Genomic DNA, 15,669 nt, shown 5'->3' on the forward strand with positions numbered 1-15,669 from the left:
CGCTGTCGGCGATTGCGTCCTCAGTCGCTCAGGGCCGGCCGCAGCCCGAACCAGGCGATGACGGTCCCGGCGATCCGGTCAAGCAGCTGACGGGCCTGCGGGCGCTGCAGCCGGCCCCGCAGCACCTGGGCGAAGGCGGCCGGCAGCCCCCGCCCACCGGTCAGCGCGCCTGAGGTCGGCCCACCAGTTCGCGCAGCACGTCCTCCATCGTGACCATTCCGGCGAGCCGATCGTCCTCGTCCAGAACCGCCGCCAGATGTGTGCGGCTGCGCCGCAGCGCGGTCAGCACGTCGTCGAGCGGTGTGGCGGCCCGCACCCGGGCGATCGGCCGCATCGCCGACACGGGGAACGGCACATTGCGCGGTGTGGCGTCCAGGGCGTCCTTCACATGGAGGTAGCCCAGGATCCGCTTCTCGCTGTCCATCACCGGGAAACGCGAGAAACCGGTCTCGTACGAGAGCTGTTCCAGTTGTTCCGGCGTCGTCCCGATCCTCGCGTACACCACCCGCTCCACCGGCATCACCACATCCCGCACCGGGCGACGGCCCAGCTCAAGGGCGTGATGCAGCCGCGCGGCCGCGCGGTCGTCGACCAGCCCGGCGTCCCCGGCGTCCTTCACCAGCCGGGCCAGTTCGTCGTCCGAGAAAGTGGCGGACACCTCGTCCTTCGTCTCGACCCGCAGGAGCTTCAGCAGCGCGTTGGCGAAGGCGTTGACGGTGAAGATCACCGGGCGCAGCGCCCTGGCGAGGGCCACCAGCGGCGGTCCGAGCAGCAGCGCGGTCCGCACGGGCTCGGCCAGAGCGATGTTCTTCGGCACCATCTCGCCGAGCAGCATGTGCAGATAAGTCGCCACGGACAGCGCGATCACGAACGAGATCGGATGGATCAGTCCGTGCGGCACACCCACCGCGGTGAAGACGGGTTCCAGCAGATGCGCGATGGCCGGTTCGGCGACGATGCCGAGGACCAGCGTGCAGAGGGTGATGCCCAGCTGTGCCGCCGCGAGCAGCGCCGATACGTGTTCGAGGCCCCAGATGACGCTTCGCGCCCGCCGGTTCCCGTTCTCGGCTTCCGGCTCTATCTGGCTGCGGCGTACGGAGATCAGCGCGAACTCCGCGCCGACGAAGAAGGCGTTGACGACCAGTGTCATCAGTCCGATGAAGAGCTGGACGGCGGTCATCGTGCGTCCTCCGTCTGCTCGTCGTCGCCGGGCAGCGGCGCATGCAGCAGGGCTCGCGCGGCACGGCGCCCGGAGGCGTCCACCACATCGAGCCGCCAGCCGGCCAGCTCGATCGAATCACCGACGGCAGGGATGCGGCCGACCTCGGTGGCGACAAGTCCGGCGAGTGTCTCGTACGGTCCGTCCGGCACCCGCAGTCCGATCCTCTTCAGCTGATCGAGGCGGGCGGCGCCGTCGGCCGACCACAGGGTCCGTCCGTCGGCGTCCTCACCCGCCGGTGCCAGGTCCGGCGTCTCGTGCGGGTCGTGCTCGTCGCGCACCTCGCCGACCACCTCTTCGACGATGTCCTCCAGAGTCACGACGCCGGCCGTCCCGCCGTACTCGTCGATGACGACGGCCATGGCGAGCTTGCCGGACAGCCGGTCCAGGAGCCGGTCCACGGTGAGGGTCTCCGGCACGAGCAGGGGCTCGCGCAGCATCTCCGAGACGCGTGTACGGGGCCGCTGCTCGGTCGGGATGGCCAGCACGTCCTTGATGTGTGCCACGCCGACGACGGTGTCCAGGTTGCCCCGGTAGACGGGGAAGCGGGACAGCCCGGTCGCACGGGTGGCGTTCGCGACGTCCTCGGCGGTCGCCTGCACCTCGAGTGCGGTGACCTGCACCCGCGGGGTCATGACGTTCTCCGCCGTGAGCTCCGCCAGATTGAGGGTGCGGACGAACAGTTCCGCGGTGTCGGCCTCCAGCGCGCCCGCCTTCGCCGAGTGCCGGGCCAGCGCCACCAGTTCCTGCGGGCTGCGGGCGGAGGCCAGCTCCTCGGCCGGTTCCAGGCCGATGCGGCGCACGATCCGGTTCGCGGTGTTGTTGAGGTGGCTGATGAACGGCCGGAAGACGGCGGTGAAGGCCCGCTGCGGGGTCGCCACGGCCTTCGCCACGGCGAGCGGGGAGGAGATCGCCCAGTTCTTCGGGACGAGTTCGCCGACGACCATCAGGAACACGGTGGACAGCGCGGTTCCCAGGACGAGGGCCAGGGAGGACGCCACGCCGGGGGACAGGCCCAAGGCCTCCACCGGACCGCGGATCAGCTTCGCGATCGACGGTTCGGAGAGCATGCCGACCACCAGGTTGGTGACGGTGATGCCGAGTTGTGCGCCGGAGAGCTGGAAGGTCAGGCTGCGTACGGCCTTCATGGCGCTCGCCGCGCCGCGCTCACCCTGCTCCACGGCCCGTTCGAGCTGACCGCGCTCGACGGTCGTCAGAGAGAACTCGGCCGCGACGAAGGCGCCGCAGGCGAGCGAGAGGAATACCGCCACGAGCAGCAGAAGCACTTCGGTCATCGGTTCACCTCCGTCCCATGATCGGGCAGCGGCAGGAGGATCGCTCGATGTCGGCGGTGCCGACTACTGGGAGGCTCGCCCATGGGCGGACGCTCACACCTTTCGGAAGGATCGGTCAGGAGACTCACCCATCGTAAAGGATCGGCAAAGTCGTCCGCCCGCGCGGGTGATCGCGTCAGTCAGTGAGGGGCTTCACCCAGCGCCGCCAGTGATCCTCGCGGTGGTAGCCACCCGCAGCCCACGTGTGGTGCGCCCGTTCGTTGGCTTCCAGGACCATGGCGTCCACCCGTCGCCCGCCCAGGGAGACGAATCGCTGTTCCGCTGCTTCCATCAAGGCGGTGGCGATACCTTGCCGGCGGCAGTCCGGGTGTACGGCCAGCCGGTAGGCGGAGCAGCGCCAACCATCGAAACCGGCTATGACGGTTCCCGCGAGAAGTCCGTCGCGCTCTGCGAGAAGCAGGGCCCCGGGGTCCCTTGAGATGAGTCGCGCCACCCCGTCGTGGTCGTCGCTGATGCTCGTTCCTTCTGCGGCTTCGCGCCAGAACCGCAACACGGGGTCGATATCGATGAGGCCGGCGCAGCGGATGTGGAGATCACTCATGGGGCGAGCCAAGCAGAGGGACGGCTCGCCCGGCGAACGATTTCCGCGCGGAGATCCGGGCGACGTCCGATCTGCCCACTGCCGTGTTCACCAGCCGGTGACAGCGTCCCCCGGCACCTTGCTGCCGATCCGAGAAGCGAGGTGCTCCGCTCGGTCGAGGTCACCGAACTCGGTCACGTGCACGAAGACCGTATGGAACTCGGCCCATCGTTCCCAGCCGATGTCGTCGCTGTTGAAGACAGCCATCGCGCACCGTCGCATACGGGTGGGATGTGCGCCGCAATTCTCCCTCGGGGACCTGGCGATCCGGCCGTCAGAGTTCCGTGTCGAGGATGTTCAAGAACGCCGTGCCGTCCGCACTTCCGTCGGGTCGGGGCAGTGCCAGCTCTGCCCAGATGACCTTTCCCTGGGGGGTGTAGCGGGTGCCCCAGCGTTCGGCCAGTTGCGCGACGAGGAACAGGCCGCGGCCTCCTTCGTCCAATGCGGCGGCATACCGCAGATGGGGCGAGGTACTGCTGCTGTCGGCCACCTCGCAGGTCAGGGTGCGGTCGCGCAGCAGTCGTATCGTGACCGGTGCGGAACCGTGGCGGATGGCGTTGGTGATCAGCTCACTGAGCACCAGCTCCATGGCGAACGCAAGCTCGGACAGACCCCAGTCGTCGAGCTTCTCGGTCACGGCGGCGCGCATCCCAGCCACAGCGGCGGGATCGAACGGCACGTCCCAGTCGGCGACGCGGTCGGGCGGGATCGCCCGTGTGCGAGCGATGAGCAGCGCCACATCGTCCTTCGGCCGGCTGGGCAGGAGCTCGTCGAGCACCGCCCGGCAGCTCTCCTCCGGCGGCCGGTCGGGATGGGACGCCAGCGCCTGACGCAGCAGCTCCATCCCCACGTCGATGTCCCGGGTGCGGTCCTCGATGAGCCCGTCGGTGTAGAGGACGAGCTGCGTGCCCTCCGCCAGCTCCAGTTCCGCGGTCTCGAACGGCATACCGCCCACACCCAGGGGCGGCCCGGCCGGCAGATCGGGGAACGACACGCTGCCGTCGGGCTGGACCAGCGCGGGCAGGGGATGCCCGGCCCGTGCCATGGTGCAGCGACGGGATACGGGATCGTAGATCGCGTACAGGCAGGTGGCTCCTGTGATCACCGCACCGGCGGTCGTCTCCACATCCTCCTGGTCGATACGCCCGACCAGGTCGTCGAGGTGGCCGAGGATCTCGTCGGGCGGCAGGTCGAGTGTGGAGAAGTTGTGCACGGCGGTGCGCAGTCGTCCCATCGTGGCGGCTGCGTGCAGGCCGTGGCCGACGACATCTCCGACGACCAGCGCCACCCGGCTGCCCGGGAGCGGGATCACATCGAACCAGTCGCCACTCACCCCGGAGAGCGCGGGCAGATAACGATGGGCGACCTCGAGGGCGCTCTGCTCGGGCAGGGCCCGCGGGAGCAGGCTGCGCTGCAGAGTCACGGCCATGGCGTGCTCACGGGTGTAGCGGCGGGCGTTGTCGATGCTGACCGCCGCCCTGGCGACCAGTTCTTCGGCCAGGGACAGGTCGTCCTCCTCGAACGGCTGGGGCTTTTCCGAGCGCCAGAAATTGACCATGCCCAGGATGACGCCCCGCGCCTGAAGGGGCACCGTTATGAGTGAATGGATGCCGTACTCGACGACCCTGTGTGTCCGCTCCGGTTCCTGGGCGAGCCAGCCGGGTGCGGCGGACAGGTCGGGCACCAGCTCCGACCGGCCGCTGCCGAAGGCCTGTGCCTGCGGTGTGGAGGGGAGAAAGTCGATCAGGCGGCCGCGTTCATAGAGGGGGTGGTCGTCACGGATGCCCTGGATGGCGGTGCGGCGCATGTCCGCGCCAGTACTGGTCGGCTCGTCCCCGTGCAGGACCGGGTCGGCCAGATCGACGGTGACGAAGTCGGCCAGCCGGGGGACCGCGACCTTCGCCAGTTCCTCGGCCGTGCTCACGACGTCGAGGGTGGTACCGATGCCGAGCCCGGCGTCGTACAGCAGTCTCAGCCGCTGGCGGGCCACCTCAGCCTTTCCGGACAGCGCCCGCAGCTCAGTGGAGTCACGCAACGTCGCGACCGTTCCCTCGGGGCCACCGTGACGATCCGTGGGCCGCTGGTTCACCGCGAGCAAGCGGTCCCCGGCAAGGAGCACTTCGTCAGTGGCCGCACGGCCCGAGGTCAGCAGCTCCACCATGCCGGGATCAAGACCGGGCAAGTCCGGGATGTGCCGCCCCTCGGCGTCGTGCGGAAGATCCAGCAGGCGTCTGGCCTCGTCGTTCGCCAGCAGCAGCCGACCGTCGTTGCCGACGATGAGCACGCCTTCGCGTACGGCGTGCAGCACCGCGTCGTGATGCTCGTACATGCGAGTCATCTCGGCGGGGCCCAGACGGTGGGTCTGCCGCCGCAGCCGCCTGGCCACCAGCGCCGTCCCGGCCGTGGCGACGGCCAGCGCGGCGGCCCCGGTGCCGAGGATGATCGGAATCTGCCGTGACACCACGCTGGTCACGTTCTTGACCTTCATGCCGGCCGACACCAGGCCCACGACCTTGTGACCGAGGTCGTAGATGGGGACGGTCGCCTGCACCTCGCGGCCGAGCGGGCCGTTCACGGTCTCGGTGTACACCTGGCCGGCCAGCGATGGCCCGATGGTGCCGACGAACTTCTTCCCGATCAGGTTCGGCTCGGGATGCGTGTAGCGGGTCCCCTTCGTGTCCAACACCACGATGAAGTCGACGCCGGCTGCTTTCCGAGCCGCCTCGGTGAGCGGCTGGAGCACTTTGGAGGGATCGGGAGACTTCAGCGCGGCCAGGACTCCCGGTGCGTGCGCGAACGTCTCTGCGACGGCGATCGAACGCTGTCGCGCCTCCGTGTTGGTGTCGTGCTGGGACTGCAGCAGGAGTGCCAGCACCGCGGCCGCCACGAGGAGCACCACCAGAGCCACCTGCAGGGCGAAGACCTGCCCGGCAAGGCTCCAGGGGTGTTTCTCCGTGAGTGACCGAACCGGTGCGTTCCGGAATCGGCCGAAACGTCTGGCCACACTGCCCTTTGTAGCACCGCAAGGTCGACGGCGCGTGAGGCGAAGCCGGCCGGGGAGGGCCTTTCGGGCGGGAGCGTACGGCTGTCGCCATCGGCTTCCGAGAGGCCGCCGCATCCCGGCGGTGCCCTTGTCCTTGCCCTGGGCGGCGCTCTCGCAGAGCCGACGGAGAATGCGGAGGACGAATTCCGCCATGCGGTCACCTGTGACCGGTGTACGGAGCACCGGAAGGCTCCCCTTGCCGGTGCTAGCGCACCCGCGCTAGCGTGTTTCTGTGCCCAAGACTCAGCTGAACGTGAGAGTGGACGAGGCCACGGCCGAGGCCGCGCGACAGCGCGCGCTGCAGAGGGGAATGAGCGTGAACCGCTACATAGAGGAGCTCGTGAAGCAGGATGCGGGCGAGGTCGGACACACCTTTGTCGAAGCCGCGGCCGACTTCATGAAGCAGTACGAGTCGGTGTTCGCCGAGGAGTTCGGCCCGGAGCGCAAAGGCACGCGTTGAACCTCCAGATCGACCTTTCCTGGCTGCTCATGGTGGCAGAGCACAAGACTCCCGGCGATCCGCAGGTCGTCGACTGGGGTGCGCTCGTGGCTGCGGTGGCCCGTCATGAGGCCGAGATCTTCGGCAGCCCCGTCTACAGCGACCCGCACTCCAGGGCCGCTGCCCTTCTGCAGTTGCTGCTCCATGTTCCAGCGCTCGAACACTCGAACGCCATGTTCTCCTCGGCCGTCGCATACGGCTATCTCGTCGCCTCCGGGCTGAAGGTCATCACCTCGCCCGAGCAGGTGCGCGACCTGGCTCGACTGGTGAAGGAGGGCAAGGCGGACGTCCGGGCAATCGCCGAGGAACTGCGCCAGTGGAGTCTGTGACACCGCCGGTACGCGGTGGTGGCCGATGCGTCAGTCGACCACGGCAGGCCGCCGCGCCACGCCCAGCACACATGTGGAGGTGGGCAGCCGGATTCCCCAGTCGGGCATCCTGACCCTGCGGTACGTCTCCACCGTGAACCCGGCCCTTTCGATGGCGGCCAGGGTGTCGCGCGCCGTGTGACACCCGCCCGTCACCAGCGGCCAGACCGTACGGTCCAGCGCCCGCTGGGTCGCTGCCATGGCCCGGTCATCGGCCCGCACATGTTCGAAGAAGCGCAGCTCGCCGCCCGGCCGCAGCACCCGTACGATCTCCGCGAGCGAACGCTCCACATTCCGTACGGTGCACAGCACCAGCGAAGTGACGGCACCGTCGAACGCCTCGCTCTTCACCGGCAGGGCCTCCGCCGCGCCCGGCACCACATCCACCGGAATTCCGGCACGCAGCGCCGACCGCACCGCCAACTGCCGCAGGCTGCGCTCGGGTTCGATGGCCACCACCTCCGACACCGCGGGCGGGTAGTGCGCGAAGTTCAGGCCGTTGCCCGCACCTATCTCGATGACCCGGCCGGACATACCGGCCAGCAGCTCCGATCGCACCGCGCCCAGCCCCGCCCCGGTCTCCGCGGCCACGCTCATCCGGGCGTAGAACCGGGCGAAGACGGGGTGGTGCACCGCGTCCTCCGGGATTTTCGTGCTGCGCAGACGCATGACGGGCCTCCTCGACACGGCGCTCGACCGGAAAGGTACGGCTCCTTCCATCTTCCCCCGTCCCGCGCGGCTCAGGCGCTCAATCGGCCGGCCGATTACCGCCCAGTTCCGCCGCCAGCCAACTTCCGGCCAGGACACGGAAGTCGGCAGGTACCAGCGCCCCCGCACCGGCCGGTACGGCACCCAGCAGCGGGGCGCCCGCAGCCACCGGAAGGTCCGCCAGATTGCAGCGCGCCGCAAGGTCCGGCTCGGCGGGCATGCTGCCCACCACCACACCGAGGCAATCCAGCCCCCGGGCCCGCAGGGCCTCCGAGGTCAGCGCGGTCGTATTGAGCGTGCCCAGTCCGGCCGCCGCCACGACCAGGACCGGTGCGCCCAGCAGCCGTGCTGCGTCGGCCAGGGTCGCGCCGTCGTCGTCGAACCGTACGAGCAGTCCGCCCGCACCCTCGACCAGCACCAGATCGTGTTCGGTCGCCAGCTTCTCGGCCGCCTCGGCGATCTCGTGCGGCCGTACCGGCGGGAGACCTGCCCTGCGGGCGGCCGTGGCAGGTGCCAACGGCTCGGGGAACCGGGCCAGTTCGACCGCGGTCACATGGCCGCCCGCCAGCCGTGCCACCTCTGCGGCATCCCCGGGCTCGCCGGGGGCCAGGCCCGTCTGGGCGGGCTTGAGCACCGCGACACTGCGATCCCGGCACGCCGCCGCCACGGCCGCGGTCACGACCGTCTTGCCGATCTCCGTGCCCGTACCTGTCACCACCAGAACCGTCATCTCAGCCCTCCCGAGCAGCCGCGCACACGGCGCGGGAGATCCGCGCCACATCCTCGTCACCGGTCACATACGGCGGCATCGTGTAGATGAGATCGCGGAACGGCCGCAGCCACACGCCCTCCCGCACCGCCGCCCGGGTCGCGGTCTCCATGTCCACCTCGTGATCGAGCTGTACGACGCCGATGGCGCCCAGCACCCGCACATCCCGTACCCCGGGCAGCTCCGCCGCCGGGGCGAGACCGTCCCGCAGCCCGCCGCCGATCCGCTCGACCTCTTTCTCCCAGTCCTGGCCGAGCAGCAGGTCGATGGAGGCGCACGCCACCGTGGAGGCGAGCGGATTGCCCATGAACGTGGGCCCGTGCGCCAGCACCGGCACCTCGCCGCGCGAGATGCCCTCCGCCACCCGTGCGGTGCACAGCGTCGCCGCCATTGTCAGATAGCCGCCGGTCAGCGCCTTGCCCACGCACATGACGTCGGGCGAGATCCCCGCATGCTCCGCGGCGAACAGCTTCCCCGTACGGCCGAAACCGGTGGCGATCTCGTCGAACACCAGCAGCACGTCATGCGCATCGCACGCCTCGCGCAGCACTCGCAGATAGGCGGGGGAGTGAAACCGCATTCCGCCCGCGCCCTGCACCACCGGCTCCACGATCACCGCGGCCAGCCGGTCGGCGTGCTCCGCGATCAGTTCCCACAGGTGTCGTACGTACGCGGCATCCGGCTCCGCGTCGAAGCCGGCCGGCGGCTCGTTCGCGAAGATCTGCCGGGGCAGTACGCCCGACCACAGCTCGTGCATGCCACCTTCGGGGTCGCACACCGACATCGGCTGCCAGGTGTCCCCGTGATAGCCGCCGCGCCAGGTCAGCAGCCGCTGCTTGGCCGGCCGCCCGGCCGAGCGCCAGTACTGCAGACACATCTTCACCGCGACCTCGACCGACACCGATCCGGAGTCGGCGAGGAAGACATGCTGCAGCGGCTCCGGGGTGATCTCGACCAGCCGCTTGGCCAGCCGCACGGCGGGCTCGTGGGTGAGCCCGCCGAACATCACATGACTCATCCGGTCCAGCTGACCGCGTGCCGCTTCATTGAGCACCGGATGGTTGTAGCCGTGCACCGCCGACCACCAGGACGACATGCCGTCGACCAATTCGTGCTGCCCGTGGGCCGGTTCGGCGAGCCGGAGCCGTACTCCGGACGCGGACTCCACGACCAGCGGCTCCTGACGCCCCGGCATCGGGCCGTACGGATGCCAGACGTGGGCCCGGTCCAGGGATCGCAGTTCGGCCGGGGAGAGGGCGTCAGGCATTGGGGGCGAGATCCGTTCCCGCGCCGCGACGGCGGACCGCCACCAGATCCGTGCGTGCAGCCGCAATCTCGCCGGGCTCGGCAGCGGCCTCTGCGGGCGCGTCGCCACAGGGTGCACACCCGCCGTCGTGCGAACCGCAGCCACCACCCGCCTGCGCACGGTGCGCCGGCAGCGTCGTCGTCCCCGCTCCCTCCACCTCGAAACCGGCGTCCGCGATCATGTCCAGATCCGCCTGCCCCGCCTGTCCCTCACTGGTGAGGTAGTCGCCCAGGAAGATCGAGTTGACCAGGTGCAGCGCGAGCGGCTGCATCGAGCGCAGATGCACCTCGCGCCCGCCCGCGAGCCGCACCTCCACGTCCGGGCAGACGAACCGGACCATCGCCAGAATGCGCAGACACCGCTGCGGGGTGAGGTTCCACTCCTTGGCCAGCGGAGTGCCCTCGAACGGGATCAGGAAGTTCACCGGCACCGAGTCCGGGTCGAGCTCGCGCAGCGAGAAGACGACATCGACCAGATCGGCGTCGCTCTCACCCATTCCGGCGATCAGCCCGGAGCACGCCGAGAGCCCGGCGGCCTGCGCCTGCTGCACGGTCTCCACCCGGTCCGCATAGGTGTGGGTGGTGGTGATGTCCCCGTACGTCCCCTCGGACGTGTTGAGGTTGTGGTTGTACGCGTCGGCGCCCGCCGACCGCAGCCGGTCGGCCTGTCCGTCGGAGAGCAGACCGAGGCAGGCGCACACCTCGACGCCCTCGTGCCGCTCCTTGATCGCCTCGATGGTCTCCGACACCCGGTCGACATCCCGGTCCGTCGGACCGCGACCGCTGGCCACCAGACACACCCGCTTGGCGCCACCCGCCACCCCGGCGGCGGCGGCCTTCGACGCCTCGTCCGGTTTCAGCCAGGTGTACTTGAGGATCTCGGCCTTCGAGCCGAGCCGCTGCGAGCAGTACGAGCAGTCCTCGGGGCAGAGCCCGGACTTGAGATTGACCAGATAGTTCAGCTTCACGCGCCGCCCGAACCACTGACGGCGCACCTTTCCGGCCGCGGCCACCACTTCGAGCAGGTCGTCGTCGGAGGTCGCCAGTACGGCGAGGGCTTCTTCGCGGGTCGGCATCTCGCGCCGCAGTCCCTTGTCCACCAGCGTGTTCAGGAGGTCCATGGCGTTGATCCTGGCCTACGGCACCGCCCGCAGCCAAGGAGGAACCGGACAACAGAGCCCGTCTGGGGTGTGTGTATTGCCACACCATGACCTGCTGCGCGCCCGGTTAGGGTCTGTGAGCTGCCTACAAAAGGGACCGCTCATGCCCTTCGCCCCGTTCGACTGGATCGACGACGAGGCGCGCCGCCGCGCGGACGCCGGACTCGTCCGTACGCTCCGTCCCCGGCCCGCCGAACCAGAACTGCTGGACCTCGCGAGCAACGACTATCTGGGCCTGACCCGGCACCCTGAGGTCACCGCTGCCGCGGCCGAGGCCGCGCGCAGGTGGGGAGCGGGGGCGACCGGATCACGACTCGTCACCGGCTCCACCGCGTTGCACGCCGAACTCGAACGCGAGCTGGCCGATTTCTGCGGTTTCGAGGCGGCGCTGGTGCTGTCATCGGGCTACGCGGCCAATCTCGCCGCCCTCACCGCGCTCACCGGCCGCGGCTCGCTGATCGTCTCCGACGCGGGCAACCACGCCTCGATCGTGGACGGTTGCCGGCTCTCCCGGGCCGAGACCGCCGTCGTACCGCATGCCGATCCCGATGCCGTGCGCAAGGCCCTGCGGGCACACGGGGGACGCGCGCTGGCGGTCTCCGACTCGGTCTTCTCGGTCGACGGCGACGCCGCGCCGCTGCCCGAACTGTCCGACGCCTGCAGGACGGAGGGCGCCGCACTGCTCGTCGACGACGCGCACGGCCTCGGAGTGCTGGGCGAAGGCGGCCGGGGTGCGCTCGCCGCCGCCGGTCTCGCGGGCGGCGAGGGAATCGTCACCACGCTCACCCTCTCCAAGTCCCTGGGCAGCCAGGGCGGGGCGGTCCTCGGTCCGGCCCGGGTCATCGAGCACCTGGTCAACACGGCCCGTACGTTCATCTTCGACACGGGCCTCGCACCGGCCGCGGCGGGCGCCGCTCTCGGGAGCCTGCGGCTGATCCGTCGCGAGCCGGAACGCGCCGGCAGGGCCCGTGCGGTCGCCACCGCTCTGTACGAGCGGCTGACCGGGGCCGGTCTGACCGCTGTTCGCCCCGACGCGGCCGTGGTCTCGGTGCGGGCACCCTCGGCGGACGCGGCGGTGCGCTGGGCGGCCGACTGTCGCGCCGCGGGAATCGCGGTGGGATGCTTCCGGCCGCCGTCGGTGCCGGACGGTGTCTCCCGGCTGCGGCTGACAGCGCGAGCCGATCTGACCCAGGAGCAGATCGCCACCGCCGTGGCGATCGTACGGCGGACCGCTCCCGTCAGCTGACCGATCCCCGGTGCAGGCCGGAGACGAAAGATGTCCAGGCCGCCGCGGAGAACCGCAGCGGTGGCCTGGACACATCCTTGGAGTCCCGCACGCCCAGCCGCCCGTCTCTGAACGGCGCGGCCTCCACGCAGTTGTTCATACCCGTGCTGCGGCTGCTGCGCCGCCACCGTAACTCGTGTTGTGCGAGGCAATCCGACATGAGCCCCCCTCGGGCAGTCCGGGGTCACCGACCGTCGCGGTCGATCGCGGCGATGAGGTCCAACGAGTGCTCCGGCGACAGCGCGTGCGCCTGCATCGTGCGGAAGGCCGAGCTGTACGCCTCAAGGTCTTCTTTCCGCTCCAGATAGAGGCTACTCGTCAAATGGTCGAGAACTACCACGTCCAGATCAGAAGTGTTCGGAAATGAGAAGATAACGAAAGGGCCGGTGAGGCCGGCATGGCCACCGACCGAGAACGGCAGCAACTGAAGTTCCACATGGGGCAGTTGAGCCACGCGGGTCAGATGGCGCAGCTGGTTTCTCATCACCCGGCGCCCGCCGACCTCGCGCCGGAGCACCGCCTCGTCGAGCACCGCGCTCAGTCGCAGCGGCGGATCGGTCCGCAGCACCCCCTGCCGGGCGAGCCGCACCTCCACCAGCGAGTCCAGCTGGCCTGCGGGCAGCCCGTCCAGCGAGGCCCGGGTCACCGCACGTGCGTAGTCGGCGGTCTGCAGGAGCCCCGGCACCACCGAGGTCTCCAAGGTCCGCGCGGTCCGCGCCTGGGACTCCAGACTGATGAAGTCGCGGTACTGCGGCGGGATCAGACCGCGATAGGCATGCCACCACCCGGTGCCGCCACCGCCCGCCGAACCCGCCAGCGCCGCCAAGAGCGTCCGCAGCTGCGCGTCGTCCACGCCGTACGCGTCCAGCAGCCGGGTCACATCGGCCGGCCGCACCCCACTGACACCGGTCTCGATCCGGCTCACCTTCGACTGGTGCCAGCCGAGCATCCGCGCGGCGTCCCGGCTCGTCAGTCCGGACGCATGGCGCAGGCTCCGGAGCTCCTCCCCGAGCTTGCGGCGCCTCACCGCAGGGCCGTGCTGCATCTGCGGCCTCCCTCCCTCTTCTGCCGAGCGGACAGTGTGACGCCCGCATGCGGTCTTGCGTGGCAGGGTTCACCGCATTGAGCGACAGATATATGCATATCTTGGTGGATCGCCGTCACAGAGGGCAGCATCAGTGGCAATCTGGCGCGAAGCACAACCGGGACCGGTCGCGGGTCGGTCCAAGTGGGAAAGGGACGGCTCGCCATGGCAGACCATCAGGAAGCAAGCGTCACTCTGCCGAGCGATCCGGTCTCGGTCTCGTCGGCCCGGAAATATGTGGCACGGGTGCTGACCGAATGGGGTCTGGCCATCGACACGGAGTTCGCCGACAGTGTCCGACTCATCGTCTCGGAACTCGCGACCAACGCCGTCCAGCACACCTTCGGGCAGTCGCCCACCTTCACCGTGGACCTGAGGCTGGAGCGGGAGGAACAGCTGCATCTGGGTGTGACGGACAGTCACCCGCGCTGGCCCCGGCGGCTGCCCGCCGCCGTTCAGCAGGACAACGGACGCGGCATGGTGATCATTCGCTGTCTGGCCAAGGAGTGCGGGGGCCGGCTCACCGTCACCCCCACTGCCGACGGCGGCAAGACGGTCTGGATCGCGCTCCCGTGGAGCATCCCCGTGCAGGGCTGACCGACCCTTCGGTCCGCCGCCCCCCGTCTCCCGATCGCGTGATCATCCGCCCTCGCCGCCCGGCCGCTGCGCCGAGGCCGCGCGCCCGAACCCACTGCGCAACAGCGCCTGGAGTGTCGCCGCCGCGGCGCTCGCCCGGTCGCCGCGGTGCACCATCGAGATCGTCCGCCGGAACGAAGCTGGGTCCAGCCGCCGTACGGACAACGGCGTCGACGACATCGCGGCAACCATCTCCGGTACGACCGCCATTCCGATGCCCGCGCTGACCAGCGCACACACCAGCGCATAGCCGGGCGACTCGCAGACCACGGCGGGTGTCGCCCCTGCTTCGGCCAACGCCTGCTCCACCCCGCGGCGCGGTGGATGCGTCGGCGCGCTGCTGATCAGCGGCCTCCCGGCAAGTTCCGTCACCGGCAGTCTCCCGGTGCCTTCGGACAACATCTGCCCGACCGCCGTGATCAGGACCAGTTCCTCGACCAGCAGCGGTTCGGCGAACACCCCGGAGGGCCAGGCCGCTGCGGCAGCGGGCTCGTACACATGGGTCAGCGCGAGATCGACCTCGCCCGCGGCCACCGCCGCGACCCCGTCCGGCGGCTCGTACTCGGTGACCGCCAGTTCCACATCCGGGTGGGCGCGACGGAAGGCGCTCAACACCGGCGGCAACAGATGGATGCCCGCGGTGGTGAATGTGCCTACCCGGAGACGTCCGCCGGAGAGTCCGGAGAGACGGGCCAGTTCGTGACGGGCCAGGTCCATCTCGTCGAGGATCCGCCGTGCGCGTCCGACCAGCAGCTCACCGGCGGCCGTGAGGCGGGCCCCTCGGTGGTGGCGCACCAGCAGTGCGGCGCCCGCCTCCCGCTCCAGCTTGGCGATCTGCTGGGAGAGCGCGGGCGCGGTGTAGCCGAGCCGGGCGGCGGCCCGGGTGATCGATCCGGCCTCCGCGACCGCCACCAGCGCCGCGAGTCGTGTCGGGTCGTACATTAAGCGTTCCTTTTGGCAGACCCAGAATATTGCAAGTACACGCTAAAGGCTCCGCCGGGCCAGGGTGGACCCATGGACGCACAATTGATCGCCTTCATCGGGGTCGCCGCCGGAATGGTCGCGCTGCCGGGCGCGGACTTCACCGTCGTCGTACGCAACGCGCTCGCCTCCCGGTCAGCGGGGGTGGCGACCGCGCTGGGTGTTGCCGGCGGACTCCTCGTGCACACCGCGCTGGCCGTCGCCGGGCTTGCCGCTGTGCTGGTGACGCTGCCCGTACTGTTCCGCACCGTTCAGCTGCTCGGCGGGGCCTACGTCCTCTACCTCGGCATCAGCGCCCTGTACGCGGCGCGGCGGCGCACCACGGGCAGGGCGGGCGAGGCCGAGGGCGAACCAGCAGGGCAGGGAACCGTACGCGCACTGCGGCAGGGCTTCCTCACCAACGCCCTGAATCCCAAGGCGCCGGTGCTCTTCCTGAGTCTGCTGCCGCAGTTCGTTCGCGACGGGCAGCCGCCGCTCCCGAGGACCTTGCTGCTCGCAATGATCGTGGTGCTGCTTGCGCTGATCTGGTTCCCAGCCGTGGCCCTCCTGGTGGACCGGCTGGGCCGGTGGCTGCGCCGGCCGCGTGCCGCCCGCGCAATCGAGGGCGGCAGCGGGTTGGCGCTCACCGGTCTGGGGCTGGTGCTGGTGTCCGGTCCCCTGTTGCACTGAGTATCGAG

At 70.0% G+C, this 15,669-nt stretch carries 17 protein-coding genes; 5 read left to right on the plus strand and 12 right to left on the minus strand.

All coding sequences use genetic code 11. The features are described 5' to 3' along the window. Window positions 1-160: 160 nt before the first annotated feature. From ACFVYE_RS22120 to ACFVYE_RS22140, 5 genes are all read right to left on the minus strand, one after another. Complete coding sequence (locus tag ACFVYE_RS22120) at window positions 161-1,180, minus strand: hemolysin family protein (RefSeq protein WP_383958609.1); 1,020 nt, start codon at window positions 1,178-1,180, stop codon at window positions 161-163. Then, window positions 1,177-2,514, minus strand: coding sequence for a hemolysin family protein (locus tag ACFVYE_RS22125; RefSeq protein WP_389606983.1), 1,338 nt, complete (start codon window positions 2,512-2,514; stop codon window positions 1,177-1,179). Before ACFVYE_RS22125 ends, ACFVYE_RS22120 begins: the two co-directional genes overlap by 4 nt. Window positions 2,515-2,689: 175 nt before the next feature. Further along, window positions 2,690-3,115, minus strand: coding sequence for a GNAT family N-acetyltransferase (locus tag ACFVYE_RS22130; RefSeq protein ID WP_389606985.1), 426 nt, complete (start codon window positions 3,113-3,115; stop codon window positions 2,690-2,692). Between the two features lie 87 nt (window positions 3,116-3,202). Further along, on the minus strand, window positions 3,203-3,361 hold the full coding sequence (locus tag ACFVYE_RS22135; RefSeq protein WP_383958603.1) for a hypothetical protein: 159 nt from the start codon (window positions 3,359-3,361) through the stop codon (window positions 3,203-3,205). Between the two features lie 67 nt (window positions 3,362-3,428). Beyond that, window positions 3,429-6,158 carry a SpoIIE family protein phosphatase gene (locus ACFVYE_RS22140; RefSeq protein WP_389606987.1) on the minus strand — a complete coding sequence of 910 codons (2,730 nt, stop codon included), beginning with the start codon at window positions 6,156-6,158 and terminating at the stop codon, window positions 3,429-3,431. Between the two features lie 271 nt (window positions 6,159-6,429). Here ACFVYE_RS22140 and ACFVYE_RS22145 point away from each other — a divergent pair, with 271 nt between their 5' ends. Both ACFVYE_RS22145 and ACFVYE_RS22150 read left to right on the plus strand, forming a co-directional pair. Continuing rightward, a complete protein-coding gene (locus tag ACFVYE_RS22145) occupies window positions 6,430-6,657 on the plus strand; it encodes a hypothetical protein (protein ID WP_030921856.1) in 228 nt (75 codons plus the stop codon). Beyond that, entirely contained in the window at window positions 6,654-7,025 is a 372-nt protein-coding gene (locus tag ACFVYE_RS22150) for a fic family toxin-antitoxin system, toxin component (RefSeq protein ID WP_383958599.1), read from the plus strand. The genes ACFVYE_RS22145 and ACFVYE_RS22150 overlap by 4 nt, the downstream gene beginning before the upstream one ends. Window positions 7,026-7,055: 30 nt before the next feature. Here the strand turns inward: ACFVYE_RS22150 and ACFVYE_RS22155 are convergent, their stop codons facing one another. From ACFVYE_RS22155 to bioB, 4 genes are all read right to left on the minus strand, one after another. Next, on the minus strand, window positions 7,056-7,733 hold the full coding sequence (locus ACFVYE_RS22155; RefSeq protein WP_383958597.1) for a class I SAM-dependent methyltransferase: 678 nt from the start codon (window positions 7,731-7,733) through the stop codon (window positions 7,056-7,058). A gap of 79 nt (window positions 7,734-7,812) precedes the next feature. After that, a complete protein-coding gene (gene bioD / locus ACFVYE_RS22160; RefSeq protein WP_389606990.1) occupies window positions 7,813-8,502 on the minus strand; it encodes a dethiobiotin synthase in 690 nt (229 codons plus the stop codon). A gap of 1 nt (window position 8,503) precedes the next feature. Continuing rightward, a complete protein-coding gene (locus tag ACFVYE_RS22165; RefSeq protein WP_389606992.1) occupies window positions 8,504-9,808 on the minus strand; it encodes an adenosylmethionine--8-amino-7-oxononanoate transaminase in 1,305 nt (434 codons plus the stop codon). Continuing rightward, the gene (gene bioB, locus ACFVYE_RS22170) at window positions 9,801-10,967 is read right to left on the minus strand and encodes a biotin synthase BioB (protein WP_383958591.1); all 1,167 of its coding nucleotides are present in this window, start codon (window positions 10,965-10,967) and stop codon (window positions 9,801-9,803) included. The genes ACFVYE_RS22165 and bioB overlap by 8 nt, the downstream gene beginning before the upstream one ends. Window positions 10,968-11,109: 142 nt before the next feature. Between bioB and ACFVYE_RS22175 the strand changes: the two genes are divergently transcribed. Continuing rightward, the gene (locus tag ACFVYE_RS22175; RefSeq protein WP_389606994.1) at window positions 11,110-12,252 is read left to right on the plus strand and encodes an 8-amino-7-oxononanoate synthase; all 1,143 of its coding nucleotides are present in this window, start codon (window positions 11,110-11,112) and stop codon (window positions 12,250-12,252) included. Here ACFVYE_RS22175 and ACFVYE_RS22180 read toward each other — a convergent pair. Together ACFVYE_RS22180 and ACFVYE_RS22185 are read right to left on the minus strand one after the other, a co-directional pair. After that, window positions 12,245-12,451, minus strand: a complete 207-nt coding sequence (locus ACFVYE_RS22180; RefSeq protein ID WP_383958587.1) for a DUF397 domain-containing protein — start codon at window positions 12,449-12,451, stop codon at window positions 12,245-12,247. The genes ACFVYE_RS22175 and ACFVYE_RS22180 overlap by 8 nt on opposite strands. A 24-nt stretch (window positions 12,452-12,475) precedes the next feature. Further along, window positions 12,476-13,336, minus strand: coding sequence for a helix-turn-helix domain-containing protein (locus ACFVYE_RS22185; protein ID WP_383958585.1), 861 nt, complete (start codon window positions 13,334-13,336; stop codon window positions 12,476-12,478). Window positions 13,337-13,540: 204 nt separating this feature from the next. Between ACFVYE_RS22185 and ACFVYE_RS22190 the strand changes: the two genes are divergently transcribed. After that, window positions 13,541-13,972 (plus strand): ATP-binding protein, encoded by a 432-nt coding sequence (locus ACFVYE_RS22190; protein WP_389606997.1) that lies wholly within the window; start codon window positions 13,541-13,543, stop codon window positions 13,970-13,972. A 42-nt stretch (window positions 13,973-14,014) separates the two neighbouring features. Here the strand turns inward: ACFVYE_RS22190 and ACFVYE_RS22195 are convergent, their stop codons facing one another. Continuing rightward, complete coding sequence (locus ACFVYE_RS22195) at window positions 14,015-14,953, minus strand: LysR family transcriptional regulator (protein ID WP_266363652.1); 939 nt, start codon at window positions 14,951-14,953, stop codon at window positions 14,015-14,017. 72 nt (window positions 14,954-15,025) lie between these two features. On the opposite strand from ACFVYE_RS22195, the gene ACFVYE_RS22200 reads away from it, so the two are divergent. Continuing rightward, window positions 15,026-15,661, plus strand: a complete 636-nt coding sequence (locus ACFVYE_RS22200) for a LysE family translocator (protein WP_389607000.1) — start codon at window positions 15,026-15,028, stop codon at window positions 15,659-15,661. Window positions 15,662-15,669: the final 8 nt, after the last annotated feature.

The sequence above is a fragment of the Streptomyces sp. NPDC058239 genome (assembly GCF_042882185.1).
GTDB lineage: Bacteria > Actinomycetota > Actinomycetes > Streptomycetales > Streptomycetaceae > Streptomyces.

Coding starts and splice junctions, on each gene's coding strand:
- ACFVYE_RS22190 (WP_389606997.1), top strand. CDS start 13,541: ATGGCAGACCATCAGGAAGCAAGCGTCACTCTGCCGAGCGATCCGGTC.
- ACFVYE_RS22200 (WP_389607000.1), top strand. CDS start 15,026: ATGGACGCACAATTGATCGCCTTCATCGGGGTCGCCGCCGGAATGGTC.
- ACFVYE_RS22175 (WP_389606994.1), top strand. CDS start 11,110: ATGCCCTTCGCCCCGTTCGACTGGATCGACGACGAGGCGCGCCGCCGC.
- bioD (WP_389606990.1), bottom strand. CDS start 8,502: ATGACGGTTCTGGTGGTGACAGGTACGGGCACGGAGATCGGCAAGACG.
- ACFVYE_RS22185 (WP_383958585.1), bottom strand. CDS start 13,336: ATGCAGCACGGCCCTGCGGTGAGGCGCCGCAAGCTCGGGGAGGAGCTC.
- ACFVYE_RS22165 (WP_389606992.1), bottom strand. CDS start 9,808: ATGCCTGACGCCCTCTCCCCGGCCGAACTGCGATCCCTGGACCGGGCC.
- ACFVYE_RS22135 (WP_383958603.1), bottom strand. CDS start 3,361: ATGGCTGTCTTCAACAGCGACGACATCGGCTGGGAACGATGGGCCGAG.
- ACFVYE_RS22180 (WP_383958587.1), bottom strand. CDS start 12,451: ATGTCGGATTGCCTCGCACAACACGAGTTACGGTGGCGGCGCAGCAGC.
- ACFVYE_RS22195 (WP_266363652.1), bottom strand. CDS start 14,953: ATGTACGACCCGACACGACTCGCGGCGCTGGTGGCGGTCGCGGAGGCC.
- bioB (WP_383958591.1), bottom strand. CDS start 10,967: ATGGACCTCCTGAACACGCTGGTGGACAAGGGACTGCGGCGCGAGATG.
- ACFVYE_RS22120 (WP_383958609.1), bottom strand. CDS start 1,180: ATGACCGCCGTCCAGCTCTTCATCGGACTGATGACACTGGTCGTCAAC.
- ACFVYE_RS22130 (WP_389606985.1), bottom strand. CDS start 3,115: ATGAGTGATCTCCACATCCGCTGCGCCGGCCTCATCGATATCGACCCC.
- ACFVYE_RS22155 (WP_383958597.1), bottom strand. CDS start 7,733: ATGCGTCTGCGCAGCACGAAAATCCCGGAGGACGCGGTGCACCACCCC.
- ACFVYE_RS22125 (WP_389606983.1), bottom strand. CDS start 2,514: ATGACCGAAGTGCTTCTGCTGCTCGTGGCGGTATTCCTCTCGCTCGCC.